Source organism: Vibrio sp. R10-SG3-ISO3 (assembly GCF_059834225.1).
The window spans coordinates 65,063-83,414 of sequence record NZ_JCBDHE010000059.1; the positions used below are offsets into that span (position 1 = coordinate 65,063).

An 18,352-nucleotide genomic window follows, 5' to 3' on the forward strand; every position below is an offset into this window, starting at 1 on the left:
TTATTTAACCGCGTCGCGTAAGCGCTCTGGTAATTTGAATTCCCCTTTACTGCGAGACAGCTCTTTGACAACCGGTGAATCCATCGGCCCTTTCACTTCATAATTGACCTGAGTGAACACTTCGACCACCGGTGAAATCACCGTGGTGATGGCGAGGACATACAGCGCCGTCTGCGGCGTCACCGCAAACGCAGTTAAGACGGGAATGCCTGACGTGATGTCTGGGGTGAAATTCACCTCGGCATCCACCGTGCGCGTGTTAAGGTTGGCTAACCCTTTGATGGTCATTTCGCCCGACACCGCATCCATCCGAATATCGTTGGTCAGGAAGACGCCATTTTTAATCTGACCAGAGCCAGTAATGGAGTTGAACGCCATCCCTTTGTCGAACACATCGGTAAAGTCGAGCTGCATTTTGCGGATGATCGAATCCAAACTAAAGAGGCCAAGCAGACGCGCCGCGCCACTGACATCGGAGATCATTCCTTTGCCCAGCTTCACATTGACCTCCCCCTCCATGGTGCTCACTTGTGTGGCCCACGGAGAACCATCCCACTCCACCTCAGAGCGAATATCAAACGGCGCTCGTTGGATGCCCGAGGAGATACCAAATCGCTCCATGACATCACTGTTGTTTTCGCCCGAGACCGCCAGCGTCATTTGTGTGTGGCTTTGATCGCCGTCCAACGCCCACCAGCCACTCACATCGACCTGGTTGTCTCCGCTTTGGAACGACAGCTTCTTCCACTCTAACTTGTTGTCACGGCGCTGAAGATCCAAATGCGCACGACCCACTTTGTAGCCTTGCACCCAAAAGTCGTCAATCGCTAGAGTAATATTAGGCAATTGGCGATGCAACGCGCGCTCAAAATCGGTGATGAGCGGCGCCTTCTCTAGCGGTTGGGTGAGCGGCTCGAGCAGAGGCTCCGGCGTTTGGCTCAAGGACTCCTCTAACCCTGGCACGTAGATGTGCAAGCGTTCAAAGGCGACGGAGAGGTCGTAGGGCTCAATATAGTTCGCCTCACCGAGTGCTTCTTGGCTGTCGATGGTCATGTGCCAACCGAGATTCTTGCGCTTGGCGGAGAAGTCGACGTCATTCCATTTGATCCCTGCCAGTTCGAGCTCTTTGACCTTGAGCTCTGCCCGTTGTAGCGCGGGGCTCTGTGGCATCCTCATCTGACTGATGACGCCTTCAGAAGTAGACTCGCTTGGCTTAAACGCGACGTCTAACCATTGGTCTAGGCTAAATTTATCAATCCGAATTGACGCATCATGCCCAGTGAACGGCGTGAGCTTGTAGCTACCGCGCCCGACCACGAGATTGGTCGCTTGCAACTGCGGCACATCGTCCGTGATATCAATCTCAGCCTGATATTTGACTTGCGGCAATTGCAATCGGGCACTGATGCTCTGCTGATTGCCAGAGGCTTGCAGCAGGGCTTTGCCCTCCACTTTACTCGCTTTATTGAGTGGATAAGGGTAGTCACTGACGAGGTATTTGAGATCTGCTTCGGTTTCAACCTGATAAGTAAAGCCAACGTCATTAAGCTGAATATCGATGTCACTGCGCCACTGCGCATGGCCAGATAATGGGGTTAACCAACGTTCACCAAGGTACGGCACCAGAGGTTTGACATCCCAGTCGCCAACCATATCAATACCAACCCCGTAGCCTTTGGCGACATTCTCGCCGTGAAAATCAATCCACACGGGCTGATCCAATAGCTCCGCAGAAAGCCCCGCAGCTTGCACCACGTCATTATCAAATTCTATCCGGCCACTGACCGCTTCGAGCGTCATTGGCGGCGTATTGATCGTAACGTGGCTCTGTTTGAGATCCGCATACCCCCAAGCACGCGCCTCTGCGCCGCCGTGAAATGGGATCATCAACTGGAATTGTGAGTCGACTTCACCATCCACTTGCACGGCGGTCAGCGCCGCGCCGACAGAATCAACCAATGGCGAAGCGGTCATGTAGTCACGAACCGCGTTGCCTTGGGCAACCGCGTGCGCTTCAATCTCAATATGGCCATTGGGTGCCAAAGCAGGAATACGCCCTGTGATGCGTTTCGCCTCGACATCCATCAAGGTTGCACTTTCAGAATCGAGATACATCGCATCGTTTTGGAACAGCAAATCCAACTGCAAATCGGTGATGGGTGGCCAAGCGGTGTCAAAACTGAACTTGGCCTCTTTTAACCCCACCCAGGCTTGAAACATACCGTTATTCTGGTGGTAGGGAAAATTGCCCAACTCGCCATACCAAAGCAGCTTGGCCGTATTGACCCGCCCTGCTTGAATCGCGGTCGACAGATAGTCGGTCAAGTTGCGCCCAAGGGCTAACGTCGGTAAATAGCGCCAAGTCTCGCCTGCGTTGTATAGATCCGCTTCACTGTAAAACGAAAGAAAGGGACTTTTTCCGTTGGGAAAGTCGAGACGAAAGGCGCCTAAGACTTGCAAATCGGGCGTCGCCGCGGTGACCTTGTCTGCCCACAAAGACCAACCTTGCTCATCGCGCTGCCAAACGACATCCGCATGGCCTTGTTTGATGTTCAGCGGCGCTTGAAACACCTCACCGTAAGGTAAGACATCGTCAAAAATACTCACTTGCGCGCGCGCTTGATGAAGATCGCCACTCACCGACGCCGTCAAGTAGTGCAGCCCCGGCAAGAGTTCCCATTGCGCCATTTTGCCTTCGCTAAGATCGGCCGAGTAGGTCAGGCTCTGCCAATCTTCATATGCGGACACACGTAAGTCTTCCACTAAGCCGCCCACAGCCAGCGTCTCGATCATGTCGGTGGTGGCGGCGGAGTCTGGCGCCAACTTAATCAAAGGCGTCAGCGCTTGGATATCCAGCTGCGAGACATTGAGTTGCCAATGCTGCGGTTGCCAAGCAAAGGCGATATCGAGTTCTGGCCAAGGGGTATTGTCGGTTAAAAACTGAAGTGAGTGAGCATTCACTTGCCAGCCTTGCTCTTTCGGCTCAAGCTGCACAATGCCAGATTCGAGCAACAACTCGTGCTGCTGACCCTCTTGCCAGATAAGCTCTGACGACAGCAACTCAACAAAGGCATTCACGGGCTTGCTCTGTTCGAGCGTTAGCCAGCTATTAAAGCTCACTTGTCCTTTTTCAATCCCGGTTTCGTTTTTCAGGTATTTGGTCAACCAAGGGGTAATGCGCACATTATCGGCGGAAACATAAAACTCGCCGCTCACATCAACCAGTGAGCCATGATCGATAAAATCCGCTTTGACCTGCGCAGAGTTGAGGTTGCCGTGAACAAAGCTCACTTCTCCATCGGCCAAATGACGGCGACCTTGGTTGCGCCACTGCAAATGGCTGATGTCGAGCACACGCTCATTACCATCAATTCCGAGAAAGAGAATTTTGGAGTCGGTCAGCGAAAAGCTGTCTAGCTGCCTAAGCAGTAGCTGATCGAGCTGGGCGATGACGCTGCGCTGCTCACGCCCCGGATTGAGTTCTGGTTTCGATTCTGTCTGCGTCCACTCAATCGAACGTACATCGAGCGCCAACTGATAAACATTAAGATCAGCCACCACAGGCTGCCATTGCAGCAGCGATTGAATCAGGTCGATTTCTATCTCTACCCGATCGGCAACCACGTCAATCCCGCTGTTTTCTGCCACTTGTGCTTTGACGCCTTGCAATGAGAGTGAGGGATGCGTGTTGCGCCAAAAACCATGAATGCCTTCAATTTCAAAGTCGAGCGCCGTGCCTTGGTTGACCCATTGCTGGATCTCAACTTGAAAGTGATCGAGCTGCGGCAAGGTGATGCGCAGCGCCGTGACAACAATGGCCAATAGGGCCAAGGTTGACACGACTAACCAAAGAAAGAATCTCGCAACGCGAGTTGCCGTTGTGCTCACAAATTGCCTTTACATCATCACGACATCGAACTGCTCTTGAATGTACAGCGGCTCGGCCTGGATTTTCACTTGCTTGCCAATAAACACTTCGAGCTCTGCCAGCGCATGCGACTCCTCGCCTTGCAGGGTCTCGGCCACCGCAGGTGAGGCATACACAACGAACTTGTCGGCGTCGTATGCACGATTCACTCGAGTGATCTCACGCAAGATCTCATAGCACACCGTTTCCACAGTTTTGACGCTGCCACGGCCTTCGCAGGTTGGGCACGTCGAGCACAGAATGTGTTCAATACTTTCACGCGTACGTTTACGCGTCATCTCTACTAAGCCTAGCTGGGTAAAGCCATTGATGTTGGTTTTTACGCGATCTTTATTGAGCGCCGCTTCTAGGGAAGTGAGCACGCGTTTTCGGTGTTCATCTTGGCTCATGTCGATGAAGTCGATAATGATGATGCCACCAAGATTGCGCAGACGTAGCTGCCTTGCGATCGCCTGCGTCGCTTCAATATTGGTGTTAAAGATCGTCTCTTCGAGATTGCGACGCCCCACAAACGCGCCAGTGTTTATGTCGACCGTTGTCATCGCTTCGGTCTGATCAATAATCAGATAGCCACCGGATTTGAGTTCAACTTTTCTCTCTAACGATCGCTGGATCTCATTTTCCGTGTCATACATATCAAAGATCGGCTTATCACCTTCATACAGCTCAAGCTTATCGGTTAGCTCAGGCACGTACTCGGAAGTGAACTCTTTGAGGTTTTCGTACTCAAGGCGTGAATCGACCATGATCTTAGTGATCTCTGTGCCGACAAAGTCACGCAAAATGCGCTGCGAGAGACCAAGCTCTCCATACAACGTAGAGCGCGTCTTATATTTGCTGCGACGCTCCATCACTTTGGACCACAAACGCTTGAGGAACGCGGCGTCTTGCGACAGTTCTTTTTCGTCCGCGCCTTCTGCGGCGGTGCGAATAATAAAGCCGCCGTTCTCATCACAGTAGTGAGCGACCACTTTCTTTAAACGCTCACGCTCTGACTCCGTCTCAATGCGCTGAGAGACGCCCACGTGGCTCGCCCCCGGCATAAAGACAAGGTACCGGGATGGCAAAGTAATATCGGTGGTGAGACGTGCCCCTTTGGTGCCCAGCGGGTCTTTGACCACTTGCACCACAATATCTTGCCCTTGACGGACAAGCTCAGAGATATCGCGCACCTGAAACTGCTGTTTCTCATTTTCCGCCACACATTCTGTGTGAGGAACAATATCTGACGCGTGAAGAAACGCGGCTTTTTCCAAGCCGATATCGACAAAAGCCGCCTGCATGCCTGGTAGCACACGGCTCACTTTGCCTTTATAGATGTTTCCAACAATCCCTCGTTTTGATTCACGTTCTACGTGGATTTCTTGAAGACTGCCGCCTTCAATCATCGCGACACGAATCTCACTTGGGGTGACATTGATCAGCAACTCTGCACTCATGGGCGCACCTCAAATCTAGTTATAAGAATTCTTTTAAGAGCTGGTCAGTTTCGAATAATGGAAGTCCTACGACAGCGTGATAACTGCCTTCAATACGAGTGACAAAACGTCCGCCAATACCCTGAATACCATAACTGCCCGCTTTATCGCACGGTTCGCCGGTGTGCCAATATTGTTCTATTTCTTGCTCTGACAATGGCTTAAACCATACGTTTGTTGTCACGACAACACTTTCACTTCGCTCGCGGCTCACTAGCGTGACTGCGGTCATCACTTGATGGGCTCGTCCTGACAACATGGATAACATCTGCTTGCAATGGGCAAGGTTTTCTGGCTTTTCCAGCACTTGCCCATCACACACCACAATAGTGTCGCTGCCTAACACGACGGCGTCTTCACGCAGCGCAAGCCCCGCCAAAGCTTTATCTTTAGACAAGCGAGTAACATAGTCCTGCGCTTGTTCCTCTGACCGTTGGGCTTCTTCCACATCGGTCACCAGCACCTCAAACTCTACCCCGAGATGGGTCAGTAGCTCTTTTCTGCGTGGTGAGCCTGAGGCTAACACTAATGTGCGCTTAACTAACTTGCGTTTAGCTGTGTTCATTTCACCTTCCAGCCCCTTGCTAACGGACATGCCAATGACGGCGAACTTTGCGCATCAATAGGAACATCCAAGGCCACAAGATGCAGTTGATCGCACCGCTCCACAGCGACATTGGATTAAACGTGACATCCTGCACTAGGTATTCACCACAGAATATCAAGACATCCAGTCCCATCGACATCACGCCAACCAAAATCGCCTGCTGCCACAACGCCATATTACGAATGACTAGGAAGTTGAGCGCCACCACATAGATGATGATCGACATCATCATGCCGCGAATACCGAGCGTCGAGCCAAGCAATAGATCCCACAATAAGCCCACCACCAACGCCGTACCGACGTTGACGCGATGTGGCAACGCCAACACCCAGTAGCAGGTGACAAGAAGCAACCAAGAAGGACGCAGCAGTTCCAGCACACCCGGCCAAGGAATGGTTTGCAGAGTGAGAGCGATCAAAAAGGAGACACCGACCACCAACTTACCTTTAAGAAGGCTATTGCTCATTGCTGGCCTCCTCACCGTCTGGTGGGGTCACCGCTTGTATTTTTTCCTGCCTTGAGTCGTTTGGCCAAATCAACAGTAGATATCTAAGTCGTTCAAAATCAACCACAGGCTCTGCTTCAATTTGAGCAAATTCGCGCGACGTATCTCGATCGACACTCGCCACATGAGCAACGGGGTAACCTTCCGGATAAACACCGCCTAAACCGGACGTCACTAAGAGATCCCCTTCTCGAATATCCATACTGATCGGGATATGATCGAGGTTAATGCCGTCAATCTGCCCATCGCCCGAGGCAATGACACGAATATCATTGCGGATCACTTGCACAGGAATCGCACTTTGGCTATCCACAAGCAGCAACACTCGGCTGTTGTGCGCAGAGACATAAGTCACCTGACCGACAATGCCTTTTTCGTTGGCGACCGGCTGCCCAACATACACCCCATCGATATGCCCTTTATCGATCACCACTTGATGACGATACGGTGAGGTATCCACGGCCATCACTTCCGCGACTGCCTTGCGTTCATCACGAATAAATGAAGAGCCGAGCAACTTACGTAATCTCTGGTTTTCTTCGCGATACTGATCCAAAAGCAGCAGATCATTTTTTAAATTGAGCACTTCACGTTTAAGCATTCGGTTGCTTTCCACGACGTCATGACGTGTGTTGAACCGCTCGTAAACGCCGTCAAACATCACACGAGGAATATCGGCTAAGTACTGAATCGGAGCGACCATACTATTGAGAAGGTAACGAAATTGTGTAAACGCACCTAAACGACTATCAGCCAGCATAAGGCTGGCTGATAAAATGACGGCAAAAAACAAGCGTAATTGAAGTGAAGGTCCTCGGCCAAATATCGGCTTCATTAACTCTGAGTTCCTAATTTAGGCATAACGCCTCGCCATTATTCTTCACTAAATAGATCGCCACCGTGCATGTCGATCATTTCCAACGCCTTACCACCACCGCGTGCAACACAAGTCAATGGATCTTCTGCGATCACCACTGGGATACCGGTTTCTTCGGTAAGCAGGCGATCGAGATCTTTCAGCAGTGCGCCACCGCCAGTCAATACCATGCCGTTTTCAGAGATGTCGGACGCAAGCTCTGGTGGACACTGCTCAAGGGCAACCATCACCGCCGATACGATGCCCGTCAGCGGCTCTTGCAGCGCTTCAAGAATTTCGTTGGAGTTTAGGGTAAAGCTGCGCGGCACACCTTCAGCAAGGTTACGACCACGGACTTCAATTTCAACCACTTCATCGCCCGGGTACGCCGAGCCGATCTCGTGTTTGATCTTTTCCGCCGTCGCTTCACCAATCAAGCTGCCGTAATTACGACGGACGTAGTTGATGATCGCTTCATCAAAACGGTCACCACCGATACGCACTGACGATGAATACACCACACCGTTCAGCGAGATCACCGCGACTTCTGTCGTACCGCCACCGATATCGACCACCATAGAGCCGGTCGGCTCAGAGACACGCAGGCCAGCACCGATTGCCGCTGCCATTGGCTCGTCAATCAAGTACACTTCACGCGCGCCCGCACCCAGTGCTGACTCACGAATCGCACGACGCTCAACTTGGGTTGAACCACAAGGTACACACACTAGTACACGTGGGCTTGGCCTAAGCACGCTGTTGTCGTGGACTTGTTTAATAAAGTGTTGCAGCATTTTTTCGGTCACGTAGAAATCGGCAATCACGCCATCTTTCATAGGACGAATCGCTGAGATGTTTCCCGGAGTACGACCTAACATTTGTTTTGCTGCATGGCCAACCGCAGCCACGCTTTTACCTGCACGGTTACGATCTTGGCGAATCGCCACAACGGAAGGCTCGTCAAGAACAATGCCCTGTCCTTTAACGTAAATAAGAGTGTTGGCAGTACCTAAATCGATAGATAGGTCATTTGAAAATATGCCACGAAGTTTTTTGAACATATTCTTCGCTCGTCCTGAAAGAATTATAAGATAGAAAATTGCACTAAATGTACCAATGCCTTGCCACTACAGCAAGGCATTGACGTCTAAACATGGGTAGAAACCCGCAATTTCTAACAGATTCCTAACGAAAGTCGAAAAATATCAGGCTCACTCATTCTTCTCGCTCCACCAGATAACCCGGTCATTGCCTCGGTACAAGCCAAACTGGACAATGCCAGAGGTTGTGGTTGAAAAGCTGCCGTCTAAATCGTCGTCGATTTGTAACCAAGGTAAGCCTTGCGTATCCATGTTGAAAGAGGTGGTTATTTTGCCCACATCATTGGCAAAAGGTTTACTGAAGGAGAGCCAAGTTAGACCGTCCTCGACTGAAGGCGAACCTGACCCCGACGTTGATTCAAACTCAACCCCCACTTGGCCAGCGGCCGTAGGCTCGCTCGTTACCACCGTATAATCGCTCGATGAAAAGTCAAAACGGTTTACCGAAACAAACGAGGTACACGAATCATCCGTGTTTCTTGTAAATTGATTGTTTTCAAAATACTGCAGCTCTAACTTCTGCTGTAATGACCTCAATTCAGAGCCGTAGGTATCGTGGATGACCAACTTACCCCAACGTAACCACATCTCACTATCAATATCCTCAAAGACATAGGTTTGGCATTCGCCTTCATCACTGGTTTTGTAGCAAACATTATCACCGTCATAAAAATCAGAAATACTCAACTCTAAATCAAACGTCGCCTGAAATGGCTCTATAGGCCCCGATGGTTTTTCATATTCCAGTCCTTCATCAACCAACTCAACAAAGAAACGGTCTTCATCCAGTTGCTCGACTCTCGCTATACCCTTACTTTCGATGTCTAAACCCGCACTCGATACATAAGAGCGATTGTCCCAATAGTTGTTATAGAGGAACCACTTAGGATCTAAATAATTGAATATTTTGCCGCCACCTACTGACTTCGGGGACATCCACAGCCCTGGAGCTGTGCTGTAAGAAAACGGCTGACCCAGATAGGTAAAGACATTACAGCCGGCCTGAAGCTCTGGTGTGGTCGCTGCAATAGAAAAATAGGCGGGGTAAAAGCGCCCGACATTCTCCGAAGTCGCGGAGGGAATTGGGTAGGCGTTGCTGCCATTGAAAACCTCAGGGGGTGTAACCGTGAATTGAAACACGCCAACTTCATCAACACTTTGCTTTACAGTATTAACGCCACTCTCTATCGGTTGATGATCGTAGCTGGACTCCCCAAGGTTGCCGGGCACGCCGTCACTTGGCGCAATAACTTGGTGGCTGATGACCATATTGCTGTGTTGATAGTTGGGTGTGACCACATCCCCTTCACCAAAAGCAGTAACATTAAGCTCAAAACTTTGTCCAGCTTTGGCAAACAGGGCGCAGCTCACATCAGCAGCAACACACTGACCATTGTCACCGCTGTCATTGATAGCCTCGACCTGCAAATACTTGGGGAAACTCACAAAACTATCACTGCCTGTCATCACAAGGCCAGCTTCATCGTCGACACCGGCGTAACGAGCATTCAACGCTACCATGCCAGCGTCTGGGTAGTTTAAAGGAATTTCCGCCTTACCTTGGCCGTCAAACGTAATGTCAATTGACGTAGCTCTACTTTCATTGATGCCAATCGAGTTAAAGGTATCTGTCAGTGTGACAACGGGCTCCCCGACTATCTCTCCCTCAATTAGCGCAAAGTAATCACTCCAGAAATCAACCGTTTTGGTTTCATTTTCGAAACTCGGCACACACTGTTGGGCACTATTACTTTTCTCAACCGCTTGAATGAGTGCCACCACAGGTGCATTCGCAATCTTATCTGGCACTTCGACTAAAAAGCCACTGTCGACGAAGGTAAGGTCACAGTTGTTTTCACTCCAGCCATTTCCTTTATTACATAAGTTAGTCGAAAAGGGCTTTGCGGTCGGCGTTGATCCCGATACACCTAACGTCAAGGTACCCGGCTGATTTTTACGAATATCAAAAGTGGCAGAACCGCCTGAAAAGGTCACGACATTGCCACCTACCCATCCCCCACCGCCAGAGACACTATTAGGCGTTAGTGTCGCCGTCACCTGGCCGGTATACAACGAGCTACAATCGCTATCTAGACACGCTTGGATGGTGACGGATTCTGCGTTACACGTTAACTCTTCGCCGGTATGCGTGATTCTAAAGTGATCGATCTGCTCTTCGATCGGGCTCGATTTCAATGCGCAGACTTGGAAATTGTCAATCTCATGCACATTCGTCGATCCACCCGTCGAGCCAGTAATCGATAGCAAGAAATCTTCTGGGACTGAAGACTGATTGTATTGCGCGTCCAGAACATTAATTGGGCCAACAATCGTTTGCCAACTACCTGCCCCTATCTTGCGCGAGATTTCTACCTGTGACTCATTTTGCTGTCGAGAGTCCACCACAATCTTATAACGATGGGTAGACCCAGAGTTATTGCCATCCACCTTAGGATTCAAACACTCTCCATTAGTGTTAGTCTGGCCGTTGTTACACGCACCCGCAAGGTAACGATAACCACTTTCTCCACTACCAGAACCACGCAGTGCTACAGACTGTCGGCGACGACCTGGGCCATTGCGGCCGCCTTCGTTCGAGAAATTCCCATACTCATCAATACCCAAACCAAGCCAACCACCAGCAAAGCCGGGCTCATTGGGTTTATAACCATAACCAAGCGGACCGCCGAACGCTCCTGCCTTTGGAGTTACCCCTGAGTCAGACAGCACCACCGCAATACCATCCGCGCCCGAACCGCCGTAGGCAAAGTGATCAAATTCAATTTCGACCAAGTTATCTTGGGCTGGGAAGAGACGCTGGTATGTCGAAGAAGTCGCTTGATTTCGAACCGCTTCAGTAAAGCGAAGTCGATTACTGATCACTTGAGGTTGAAATGTCCCTTTACTGGTGGATGTGACCCAAAGGTCAGACAATTGTCCCGAGCTGAAATCATCGGTAAAACATTGCAATACAACCGTGTCGTCACACAAATGCCTCTGTCTATAAAGCTGAGTGACTTGTTGATTTGTGAGCGCGCTATCAAACAGTTGAACCTCATCTATCGCACCGTCAAACGCTCGCCCTGCATAATTTTGATCTTGTCCAATTTGGAACGGATTGGCGTTTGTTCTCAAAGAGCGAGTTTGATTAGACGATGAACTTGCCGCAACTTCTCCGTTAATAAAAATCGTCGCTTGTGAGTTCTGAGAGTTGTACCGCAACGTAATGAATGACCATGTATTCAACGGTAAGGCATTCGAACTGGTTAACGTTCTTGTACTCCCATTAGACTCTTGCCACCACCAAAACACTTTGCGCGTGCCATTTAGGTGGACTTCGAAGTTGGTGTCTTTTGAGAATATACTGTGCAATCCGTTACCGTTGGGTTGCCTTGTCGGGTAAACCCAAGCCGAAGCCGTAAATTCAGTGGAAAAATCGAGTAGGTTGTTGTCGGGTACCTCGATGTATTGATTGTTGTCGTGGTTAAAGTAGCCGTAACCACAGGTCCCCATCTGATCGATAGCTGGCAGCGCTGGTGTCGAGGTGGCGGTCAGCGCGCCATTAAGCGCTCGGCCATGAAGATTATTTCCTGATACGTCTTTCACTTCACCAACACTTCCACTCCAACTACTTTCCTCAAGGTGATACCAAGCAATGGGTTCAGGAAGCGGCAACACCCCACACGCATTGGCGGGTATCGTTTGGTACAAGCAGGTGCCGTCAACCGTACTTCCTCCGTTTACTTCAACCGTCCCCCAGTTTGGTTGACCCGCGGTAACATTCCCCACAATGTCAGAGCCGTTGTTGAGTATCACCCGATTGTTGGTACTGGTGAGGTCACCATCAACAAATGAATTGTCCACCGTCACATTGCCGTTAGCACTGACATTACCAAACACTTCTGAGCTGTTGATCGTCACACTGTTGTTAGGCGTTGATATATCACCAACAACACTGGAATCGTTAATAGTGATATTGCCATTGGCACTGACATTACCAAACACTTCTGAGCTGTTGATCGTCACACTGTTGTTAGGCGTTGATATATCACCAACAACACTGGAATCGTTAATAGTGATATTGCCATTGGCGCTAATATTACCAGTCACCTCCGCACCTGAAATGGATACACGATTATTAGGCGTGGTGATGTCTCCCTCTATTCGCGAGTTTGGCTGCACCGTAATATTGCCGTTGGCGTACACATCGCCCGCAACCTGACTGTTAGTAATGGTTACCGTACTATTCACGGAGCGCACCCCACCACCCAATGCACTATTAGTAATAACAACGTTGCCACCGGTGTCTACGCCGCCATTCATCTCCACTCCCGATAGAGACACTGTGGTGTTTTCTGCCGTAAAACCGCCAAAAAGTCGATTGTTGGCTCCTTGCCACTGAAAAGAGCCATAACTCGATTGCAAGCTGATACCGTGCGTTTCGCTACCAATCGTATTACTGCCAGAAAAACTAAAACCTCCATCTGCTTTCAATACGGCTTTCGAACTGGCGATGACGCTGTCGCCACTATTTAGTGTTACAGTGCCATCGCGGCATATATAGACAATACCTTGCGCGCCAGTGCTATATGTCCAGCTCTTAGAACAAGGAGGAAGCAAACGCTCATCTGCGTCTAGCGACAAAACATATTCTTGCGCATACAACGGCGCTGAAAGTAGCAGAGCCAATAAGATTGCCAGTCTAGCTATCACTACGCACTCCCACTTTTATTACCCGTTGCATCATCCAATCACCCACTTGGCATTGCCCCTTAGCTTCGAGTTGGTACACTTGAACAGCATTATCCAATTGACCAACGTACTGGCAACTGACCTTAGCATCGCATTGCGCCAACCCTTCACCGATAAACGATAGGGTTTGAACCGTATTGGCATGACAACTCCCATCCGTTGTACTTTGATAAAAGCGACTGATTTCAATATCCGCCGCTGAGCGCGCAGCCATCTCAGCACGCGTGCCAATCACAGCAGCCACTAATTGGTCACTGTTTCTCTGTTGATTTTGGTTCGCAACCACAGCCACAAAGCTCACCACTACCACAATGATGAACACCACCAAAATAAGACCGCTACCTTGTTGTCTACGGCGTGTTGTAGATAAGCGCATCATGATCAAACCTGACTTCTTCTCCGTTGGCTGAAAAGGTCAACTCCATTTTCACTAAGCCATTTCTCTGTAACTTTGGGCTCTCAATCGCGAATGCTACGCTGGACACATTTTCTGCGACCTTTACGCCATAAGCATCGAGCAAAGCTGGCGTTAACGCTGCTCGGTCGATTGGATAGCCTTCATATCGATATAGCTCACTATTACGTTGGCAAAAAGCCACTGGTTGACGATAAAAATAGACACGTTTGGCAGGGCTAGAGGTCGTGAAACCGGTCGCTTGAGTCAAGCTGACATTTACCATTTGAATATCATTAGGTGCACTAAAATCCACATCTGATGCAACCTCGGCAATCTGGTTGACCCCCGAAATATCATCTCGCAGTTCTGCTGCATTCGTTGGGTAAACAACCAAACGTTCACCCGCTTGGATCGTTTTTTCAAGCGGTAACACACGAATCGAGGATGAAGCCGCACTGGGGGAAGCAAGTTCCATATAAAGCCCACTATTAATAATAGGCAAAATTTCAATGCAACTGCCCTCGACGATGACACTGTTGGGTACCGACTCACGAATTTCGCGCCGCAACCGTTCGGTGACAAAGCGACCTTGTTGAACTAACGCTTCTCGAGTTGAAGTATCAGAATACAAAACCAATGATTGTCGGATAACTTCACCAAGAAACAATCCCACAATAGACAACAGAATGATTGAGATAACCATTTCGATCAGTGTGAAACCTTGCCAACGTCTCATCAGTAGTTGCCTCGCGTTGCAGCAAAGGGATAGCGGTTATTCTGGCGATCAAAAATGATGATCATCACACGCTTATAGTGCGTAATGGTATCTTGGCTCTCTATCACTGACATCACACCCGCACTGTCTTGCTCATACATGACGTCTATCGATACACGATAGCCTCGATAACTCTCATCCAGTTCAATATCCAGCACATCTTCAACCGGGCCATTATAGCCTTTGAAATCATCCACATCGTTGTACTCTGACTTCAATGTTTCACCGTCATCACCCAGTTCATTGGGTTCTGTGCACAATACACCTCCAGATGCAGTAATCGTACACTCTGGCAGTCCACCGTTAGGACCTGAGTTTTCATCAAACTGCCGCCCAAGAATCTCATCGAGTACGGCTCGACCTAACTCCGCAGCTTTGACCGCCGCTATCTGATCTGTGCTCTGTTTGCCCCGAGAAAATAGCGCAGTCGTTACGCCGGTAATCGCGATGGCTGTGACCACTATCACGATGACCATTTCCACCAGCGTAAAACCGAGCGCTTTAGTTACACGCATAAATACCGCCTTGGGAATTGATGCAGATTGTGCGAGAAACGCCCGATGAAGACTGCATCGTCAACATACAACTCGTGTTGGCGCACTGCTGAGGTTTACCTAAGCTATCGAAATCAATAAATGAGGTGCCGGTATTCGTTGACAGTGCCAAGGTGATGCCCTTTTCTCCAGCATTGACATAACTGCTGTCTTTTATCAAGGCTGTACTGCATAACTCTTCTGTGTTGGGTAGCGACGCATCCCCTGCTTCCGAGCCATCCACCCGCCAACGGTTACAATAACCATTCCGGTGCATGGCTCGAAGTTGAGTTAAACGCAATGACGCCAATAACTCACTTTGCACTAACTGCACATCCACGCTGTTTTTGCCAAAGTAACGACTCGATGCATACACTGAAACGATCGCGATCAAGATAATCACGACAACCAATTCAATAAAAGTGAATCCCGTATAACGATGACGTTTCATAAAGATGTTGAGTCGAAGAGTGTTACGTTGAGTATAACGTAAAGCAAGGAATAGCTGTTGATTTTTAAGGAAAGATTGGGATGAAAAGGACGTAAGAAAAAGGCCAGCGATGCTGGCCTTTTCTGATTAACAGTCTTTACTAACCGTGATCGTTGGGGCGGAAGCTGATGCGTTAGTTGAGTATGTGACAAAACAACCAGTATCACTTGCACTACCAGAGAAACTATAGTGTACGGCCGGGTCAGCAGTAGAACCAGCACCTGATACTTGAATCCAGTCTCCATCGGTATCTTCTAATCCTTCAACGGCATTACCTATTCCATCTGCTGAAGCTGCAGGGTAACCAAAAGTTAGGGCTATTCCATCTGCACTTGAAGCCGCTGTTACAGTCTCTATAGTCTCCTGCCCATTAATTGCCGCGCGACCGTATACAATACCAGAAGCACCAGCCATCGCGCCTTTGAGACCTTGCAAAGAAGATGCACGAGCATCTCCTTGCAAATTCAAAAATCGCGGTGCTGCGGTAACCGCAAGAATACCTAGAATAACAATTACCACCACTAGTTCGATTAGGGTGAAACCGCCTTGTCTTTTCATAGTTAGATCTCTCTATAGTGAATATCCGCAGGGTTACTGCAAAGTTACGGTCACACGACCAGTTTCAATCTCATACACAAACTCGTGCTCGCTACTGCCTTCTTGCTGAACATAGGTGCAAGTGGAGGCCGAGCTATCGGCTTGCGCAGAATACTTTATATTCGAGTCACTGCTTGCATCCGCTACAGTGCCAACTCGTGGGGGATTTTGCAATAGGTTGTCCATCAAGTCGATGCAGGCTTGGTCGGTCAAACTGGTTGGGTAGTCGACGTTGTTGCTGTTTAATGCTTGCGGGTAACCATCACGAAAACCGGTATCCGTACCATTGCTGGTTTTTGAGCGTGTTAGCCAAAACTCCACACCATCGTAGTTGACCGTATTGTAGGTTTCGGAGTTGATGCTCACTGACGGTCTAGCCTCCGCTTCCCACTGCGCGCGGGCAGATAATACGCCCGTGGCAAATCCACCAGCGACACCTTCAATACTGGCTTTTTTCGCTTCATCCGTCACGTCGAGAAAACGTGGTAGCGCGGCGACAGCCAGTAGGCCGACCACAACGATCACCACAACGAGCTCCACCAAAGAAAAACCAAACTGTTTGTTAGACATATATGCAACCCAGTAATTAGTACGCCGTATTATACGGATAAAACATAGATACGCTACGAAAGATGGCGATTATACCGACCTATCGCGCCAGAAAAACGACCTTAGTCAAAAACTTACCGTTTTTTAAGCTCATCACGATCGCTTGATCGGACGAGTAATCATAATGGCAAATATAACCCCGCAAATCAGATTCATCTGAAATATGCTGCGGAGTTTGCCGTAATACTCTCTCTTCAGGGTAGAGTGCGCGATACCAGTACGCGCAATCCACATCCCCTTGCTCGTTAAGGGGCAGTACCCACCCCTTAGCGGAAAAATGCACTTTACGCTGCTCAATCGTGAGCGACGTTGGCTGCTTGGCGAGCAACCATTGCTGTCTATAGTAACTGGCTCGCTCCACAATCCGCTTGGAGGCCACGGCAAAGGCGGCGTCGTCCGCTTGATGTTCAACATCTTGCCACACCATACTGTACGTCATGATCAAGATGATCACCAACAGTAGCCATATCACCAACCGTGCCCGCTCGATCACCATGACGCTATCCTTTGATTGCGTCCAACATGCCCCACATCGGCAAGAAGATCCCGAGTGCCAATATCAAGACCATGCCCGCCACCACCACCAGCAAGAACGGCTCTATACGTGCGGTTAAGGTTTTTAAATCGTAGTCCACTTCTCGGTCATAAAAATCAGAGACCTCCATCAACAAGGCATCAATGCGCCCCGTCTCTTCCCCCACCGACAGCATTTGAATCACCAATGGGGTAAAAATGCCACTATTAACGGCAGTGGAGGAGACGGTACTGCCTGCTTCAATTGCCGCTTTCATCTCCATCAAACGATTTTCTAAATAGCGGTTATCCAGCGCCTCGGCGGATAACGCTAATGATTGGTTAAGCGGCACGCCCGCCTTGAGCATCAGAGCAAAAGTTCGTGAAAAACGCGACAGCAGAGCGCGATTGATAAGCTCTCCAACCACCGGCATCCTCAGGCGAAATTTATCCCATTTTTCTCGTCCATTATCCGTCCCTACCCAAGAGCGAAAGGCAAACAGCGCCGCGACAATCGCAGCGACCATCCAAGTCCAGTAGTTGACAAAAAAACTGGAGGTGGAGATCAAGATTTTGGTTGGCAGCGGCAAGTCGACGCCAAAACGGGCAAACATACTGGAGAACTGTGGGATCACTTTGACGTTGAGAACAAACATCGCCACGGTGATAAACACAATCACAAAGGTCGGATAACGCATCGCGGTTTTGATGCGTTTGCGGGTTTCCACTTCTTGCTCGTAGTAGTTCGCCAGTTGCAGCAGCGCTTGGTCGAGGCGACCTGTGTTCTCACCGACCCCAATCATGGAGACAAACAGCGGGCTAAACACCTTAGGGTGCATTTTCATCGACGCAGACAAACTGCGACCGTTGGTCAACTCCTGAGTCACCTCTTCTAGCGCTTCGGTAAGCTGCTTGTGAGCACTGTTTTGCGTCAAGCCTTTCATTGAGCGCAGTAACGGCACCCCTGCTTTGGTCAGGCTGTACAACTGACGACAAAAAATCACCAACACTTCCAGCGGTACACTGGGAGTGAACAGCGCTTTCAAATCGATGTTAAAGCCACTACTGCCGCCCCCTAACGATAGCTCGGTGGGGATGATGCCTTTGTTCATCAACTGCTCTGCGGCGGCGTCTTGTGTCGGCGCCTCTAGCACCCCCGACACCGATGCCCCTTCTAGATTACGCCCTTGGTAACGATAACTCGGCATAGCT

Annotated in this window: 15 protein-coding genes; all 15 read right to left on the minus strand. The window is 49.6% G+C overall.

Annotation, left to right across the window (positions count from 1 at the left end; all coding sequences use genetic code 11):
- Complete coding sequence (locus AC6R1A_RS17760; RefSeq protein ID WP_500633862.1) at nt 1–3,888, minus strand: YhdP family protein; 3,888 nt, start codon at nt 3,886–3,888, stop codon at nt 1–3.
- A 9-nt stretch (nt 3,889–3,897) separates the two neighbouring features.
- Complete coding sequence (rng, locus tag AC6R1A_RS17765) at nt 3,898–5,367, minus strand: ribonuclease G (protein WP_334555046.1); 1,470 nt, start codon at nt 5,365–5,367, stop codon at nt 3,898–3,900.
- Between the two features lie 19 nt (nt 5,368–5,386).
- Entirely contained in the window at nt 5,387–5,971 is a 585-nt protein-coding gene (locus AC6R1A_RS17770; protein WP_500631210.1) for a Maf family protein, read from the minus strand.
- A 19-nt stretch (nt 5,972–5,990) separates the two neighbouring features.
- Nucleotides 5,991–6,479: a rod shape-determining protein MreD gene (gene mreD, locus AC6R1A_RS17775; RefSeq protein ID WP_334555044.1), complete on the minus strand. Its 489-nt coding sequence runs from the start codon at nt 6,477–6,479 to the stop codon at nt 5,991–5,993.
- Entirely contained in the window at nt 6,469–7,353 is an 885-nt protein-coding gene (gene mreC / locus AC6R1A_RS17780) for a rod shape-determining protein MreC (protein ID WP_500631209.1), read from the minus strand. Before mreC ends, mreD begins: the two co-directional genes overlap by 11 nt.
- A 38-nt stretch (nt 7,354–7,391) precedes the next feature.
- Nucleotides 7,392–8,435: a rod shape-determining protein gene (locus AC6R1A_RS17785; RefSeq protein ID WP_500627092.1), complete on the minus strand. Its 1,044-nt coding sequence runs from the start codon at nt 8,433–8,435 to the stop codon at nt 7,392–7,394.
- A gap of 150 nt (nt 8,436–8,585) precedes the next feature.
- Nucleotides 8,586–13,187, minus strand: coding sequence for a DUF6701 domain-containing protein (locus tag AC6R1A_RS17790; protein ID WP_500633861.1), 4,602 nt, complete (start codon nt 13,185–13,187; stop codon nt 8,586–8,588).
- On the minus strand, nt 13,177–13,605 hold the full coding sequence (locus tag AC6R1A_RS17795; RefSeq protein WP_500633860.1) for an MSHA biogenesis protein MshP: 429 nt from the start codon (nt 13,603–13,605) through the stop codon (nt 13,177–13,179). Before AC6R1A_RS17795 ends, AC6R1A_RS17790 begins: the two co-directional genes overlap by 11 nt.
- Nucleotides 13,577–14,359 (minus strand): PilW family protein, encoded by a 783-nt coding sequence (locus tag AC6R1A_RS17800; RefSeq protein WP_500633859.1) that lies wholly within the window; start codon nt 14,357–14,359, stop codon nt 13,577–13,579. Before AC6R1A_RS17800 ends, AC6R1A_RS17795 begins: the two co-directional genes overlap by 29 nt.
- Nucleotides 14,359–14,913: a type IV pilus modification PilV family protein gene (locus AC6R1A_RS17805; protein WP_500633858.1), complete on the minus strand. Its 555-nt coding sequence runs from the start codon at nt 14,911–14,913 to the stop codon at nt 14,359–14,361. Before AC6R1A_RS17805 ends, AC6R1A_RS17800 begins: the two co-directional genes overlap by 1 nt.
- Complete coding sequence (locus AC6R1A_RS17810; RefSeq protein WP_500633857.1) at nt 14,900–15,382, minus strand: prepilin-type N-terminal cleavage/methylation domain-containing protein; 483 nt, start codon at nt 15,380–15,382, stop codon at nt 14,900–14,902. The genes AC6R1A_RS17805 and AC6R1A_RS17810 overlap by 14 nt, the downstream gene beginning before the upstream one ends.
- 126 nt (nt 15,383–15,508) lie before the next feature.
- Nucleotides 15,509–15,979: a type II secretion system protein gene (locus AC6R1A_RS17815; RefSeq protein ID WP_500633856.1), complete on the minus strand. Its 471-nt coding sequence runs from the start codon at nt 15,977–15,979 to the stop codon at nt 15,509–15,511.
- Between the two features lie 33 nt (nt 15,980–16,012).
- Nucleotides 16,013–16,588, minus strand: coding sequence for a prepilin-type N-terminal cleavage/methylation domain-containing protein (locus AC6R1A_RS17820; RefSeq protein ID WP_500633855.1), 576 nt, complete (start codon nt 16,586–16,588; stop codon nt 16,013–16,015).
- A 79-nt stretch (nt 16,589–16,667) separates the two neighbouring features.
- A complete protein-coding gene (locus AC6R1A_RS17825) occupies nt 16,668–17,123 on the minus strand; it encodes an MSHA biogenesis protein MshF (protein WP_500633854.1) in 456 nt (151 codons plus the stop codon).
- Nucleotides 17,124–17,127: 4 nt separating this feature from the next.
- Nucleotides 17,128–18,348 (minus strand): type II secretion system F family protein, encoded by a 1,221-nt coding sequence (locus AC6R1A_RS17830; RefSeq protein ID WP_500633853.1) that lies wholly within the window; start codon nt 18,346–18,348, stop codon nt 17,128–17,130.
- Nucleotides 18,349–18,352: the final 4 nt, after the last annotated feature.

What these genes read in the sequence shown, in the direction of transcription:
- mreD (WP_334555044.1), bottom strand. Translation starts at nt 6,479, where the DNA reads ATGAGCAATAGCCTTCTTAAAGGTAAGTTGGTGGTCGGTGTCTCCTTT.
- AC6R1A_RS17770 (WP_500631210.1), bottom strand. Translation starts at nt 5,971, where the DNA reads ATGAACACAGCTAAACGCAAGTTAGTTAAGCGCACATTAGTGTTAGCC.
- AC6R1A_RS17815 (WP_500633856.1), bottom strand. Translation starts at nt 15,979, where the DNA reads ATGAAAAGACAAGGCGGTTTCACCCTAATCGAACTAGTGGTGGTAATT.
- AC6R1A_RS17800 (WP_500633859.1), bottom strand. Translation starts at nt 14,359, where the DNA reads ATGAGACGTTGGCAAGGTTTCACACTGATCGAAATGGTTATCTCAATC.
- AC6R1A_RS17830 (WP_500633853.1), bottom strand. Translation starts at nt 18,348, where the DNA reads ATGCCGAGTTATCGTTACCAAGGGCGTAATCTAGAAGGGGCATCGGTG.
- AC6R1A_RS17795 (WP_500633860.1), bottom strand. Translation starts at nt 13,605, where the DNA reads ATGATGCGCTTATCTACAACACGCCGTAGACAACAAGGTAGCGGTCTT.
- AC6R1A_RS17805 (WP_500633858.1), bottom strand. Translation starts at nt 14,913, where the DNA reads ATGCGTGTAACTAAAGCGCTCGGTTTTACGCTGGTGGAAATGGTCATC.
- AC6R1A_RS17785 (WP_500627092.1), bottom strand. Translation starts at nt 8,435, where the DNA reads ATGTTCAAAAAACTTCGTGGCATATTTTCAAATGACCTATCTATCGAT.
- AC6R1A_RS17810 (WP_500633857.1), bottom strand. Translation starts at nt 15,382, where the DNA reads ATGAAACGTCATCGTTATACGGGATTCACTTTTATTGAATTGGTTGTC.
- rng (WP_334555046.1), bottom strand. Translation starts at nt 5,367, where the DNA reads ATGAGTGCAGAGTTGCTGATCAATGTCACCCCAAGTGAGATTCGTGTC.
- AC6R1A_RS17825 (WP_500633854.1), bottom strand. Translation starts at nt 17,123, where the DNA reads ATGGTGATCGAGCGGGCACGGTTGGTGATATGGCTACTGTTGGTGATC.
- mreC (WP_500631209.1), bottom strand. Translation starts at nt 7,353, where the DNA reads ATGAAGCCGATATTTGGCCGAGGACCTTCACTTCAATTACGCTTGTTT.
- AC6R1A_RS17820 (WP_500633855.1), bottom strand. Translation starts at nt 16,588, where the DNA reads ATGTCTAACAAACAGTTTGGTTTTTCTTTGGTGGAGCTCGTTGTGGTG.